Origin of the sequence: Pseudomonas entomophila, from assembly GCF_029193575.1 — a bacterium.
GTDB lineage: Bacteria > Pseudomonadota > Gammaproteobacteria > Pseudomonadales > Pseudomonadaceae > Aquipseudomonas > Aquipseudomonas entomophila_G.
In genome coordinates this window covers 1-2,510 of record NZ_JARGCS010000028.1, presented here as the reverse complement: position 1 = coordinate 2,510, position 2,510 = coordinate 1, and the positions used below count along the sequence as shown (strand labels likewise).

Below are 2,510 nucleotides of genomic sequence, written 5' to 3'. Positions count from 1 at the left end.
TGTCTAGTCCTGAAATAGGTTTACACCTGTTCAGGTAGGCCGACAGACCTCAAAACGCCCGATGCACCGCATCGGGCGTTTTGTTTTTCAGGGCCATATGAGGCCGTTCTGTGTTGTAGATCTGCACTGCCTCGTCAACCATTTGCCTCGCTTGCTCCAGATCTGCAGGGCTACTCAACAGCAGCTCCATCTTGAGGATTCCGTTGATTCGCTCGGCCAGCGCATTCTGGTAGCAGTCATACCCATCGGTCATGGAGCACTGAACGCTGTGCCGTTGATGCAGTGACTGGTATAGCGCCGAGCAGTATTGGATGCCTCGATCCGAATGGTGGACTAATGGCTGGCGATGACGTCGCTTCCGTAATGCCTGCTTGAAAGCTTGCGCCACCGACTCGGCATGCAGGCTTTCATGGACGTGGTGGCCAACGATTTTCCTGGAGTACGCATCCGTGATCAGGCTCAGGTATAGCGGGCCGTTACGTGCAGGCAGGTAAGTAATGTCGGCCACCCAGACGTGTTCCGGCCTTGTCGGAACAATCTGGCTTGGCCCGGGCTTGAGTAAGTTGGGATGGCGGTAGAAGCGATGAAAGCTTTGTGTTGTCTTGTGGTAGGCCCGCTTAGGCAGTACGAGCAAACGGCGCTCTCCCAAGACCTGGAACAGCCTATCTCGGCCGACCTGGAATCGTCTGTCAGGTTGGCAATGCAGCAGATAGTGCAGCTTGCGAGTACCCAGACGGGGTTGGCGCATTCGGACTTGCTGTACAAACTCAACCACCCGGTCTGCCTGGCGTTCTTTGCCATCAGCGGCTCGGTTGCGTTTGTAGTAAGCCTGTCGACTGATGCCTAGGGATTCTCCGATTAAGTCAGCACAGGCCGGCCTGACCTGTGCTGAAATAACCCTCCGTTTAGCTACCCCAACAAGCCTTGCCTATGAGCCAGATGAGCTTTTCCGATTTCGAGTACGCCGGTAAGCGCAAGCAAACCCGCCGTGAGCGTTTCCTGGCCGAGATGGAACAGGTTGTGCCGTGGAGTGGCTTAATGGCGCTGATTGAGCCGCACTACCCAAAGGCGGGTGGCGGTCGCAAGCCGTATCCACTGGAAACCATGCTGCGTATTCACCTGCTGCAAAACTGGTTTTCGCTGAGCGACCCGGCCATGGAAGAAGCACTGTACGAAATCACTTCAATGCGCCAGTTTGCTCGGCTGACGCTCAGCGCGCCGATTCCCGAAGACACGACGATCATGAATTTCCGGCACCTGCTGGAGAAGCATCAGTTGGCGGCAGGGATTCTGGAAATCATCAACAACTACCTGCAAGACAAAGGCCTGTCGTTGCGTCAGGGCACCATTGTCGACGCCACCATCATCCACGCGCCCAGCTCGACCAAGAACAAGGAAGGCAAGCGCGATCCAGAAATGCATCAGACAAAGAAAGGCAACCAGTACTTCTTCGGCATGAAGGCGCATATCGGCGCCGATGCGGAGTCGGGTCTGGTGCATCACGTCCACGGCACTGCCGCGAATGTGGCTGACGTGACGGAAGTCGCTCAGTTGTTGCATGGCAATGAAAGCATCGTATGCGCCGATGCGGGCTACACCGGCCTGGAGAAAAGGCCAGAGCATGCGGGACGGCAAGTGATCTGGCAGATCGCAGCCCGCCGCAGTACCTACAAGCACCTGAGCAAACGCAGTGTGCTCTACAAAGCCAAACGTCAGATCGAGAAGGTCAAGGCACAGGCCCGGGCGAAAGTCGAACATCCCTTCCGTGTGATCAAGCGTCAGTTCGGTTATGTGAAAACCCGCTTCCGTGGCTTGGCCAAGAACACGGCACAGCTGACCACGCTGTTTGCGCTGTCGAATCTGTGGATGGTGCGCCGCCATTTATTGGCTGTTGCGGGAGAGGTTCGCCCGTGAGAGCAGATAACCAAGGCGTTGCCTTGGTTATCCAATAATCAGCGGCTGAAAATCGGGCGTTTCGGCATCCCCAAACCGCCTATTTCCGGCTGATGGGCAACTTGTTCGGAGTTTCCCTAGAAACTGACAAGCCCTGGCAATGCTCAGTCCTGCGACTTGGCCTTGCGAGAGGACTTGCCGGATCGCTTTTTTACGACCGAAACACCATAGTCATTTTTCAGAACATCAACGACCGTCTCGAAGAACTGGGCCTTCTGGCTCATCAGCTCAAGCTGCTGCTCAAGCTCTTTGATCCGCTGCTCTGGAGTGAGCGGTTTGGGGTCAGACATCGCGCAGCTCCTCTCGGCTCGGATCGATGCCCCTTGGCTCCAATCCTGCCGACCGTGCTTACGCAACCATACCAGAACCGTCGACCGACCCTGGATGCCATACCGCACCTGGGCCTGCTTGTAGGTCAGTTCGCCTTTTTCGATCTGATCAACAACGGCCAATTTAAAAGACAGTGAGTAATCTCGCTGTGTGCGCTTTACACCTTGCTCCATCTGACTCTCCGGAAATTCGGGATGGGAGGTGTAAACCTTATTCAGGACGGGACA

1 protein-coding gene and 2 pseudogenes are annotated in these 2,510 nt (G+C 55.8%); 1 reads left to right on the top strand and 2 read right to left on the bottom strand.

Going from position 1 to position 2,510, the window contains the following annotated elements; all coding sequences use genetic code 11:
- Window positions 1-49: 49 nt before the first annotated feature.
- A pseudogene (locus P0Y43_RS12820) lies at window positions 50-913 on the bottom strand (IS3 family transposase); the annotation flags it as partial.
- A gap of 17 nt (window positions 914-930) precedes the next feature.
- On the opposite strand from P0Y43_RS12820, the gene P0Y43_RS12815 reads away from it, so the two are divergent.
- Window positions 931-1,914, top strand: coding sequence for an IS5 family transposase (locus P0Y43_RS12815; protein WP_275637634.1), 984 nt, complete (start codon window positions 931-933; stop codon window positions 1,912-1,914).
- Window positions 1,915-2,019: 105 nt separating this feature from the next.
- On the opposite strand, the pseudogene P0Y43_RS12810 reads toward P0Y43_RS12815, so the two are convergent.
- Window positions 2,020-2,456, bottom strand: a pseudogene (locus P0Y43_RS12810) (IS3 family transposase); the annotation flags it as partial.
- Between the last annotated feature and the right edge of the window lie 54 nt (window positions 2,457-2,510).

Excerpts from the sequence above, each read along its gene's own strand:
- P0Y43_RS12815 (WP_275637634.1), top strand. The coding sequence starts at position 931 with ATGAGCCAGATGAGCTTTTCCGATTTCGAGTACGCCGGTAAGCGCAAG.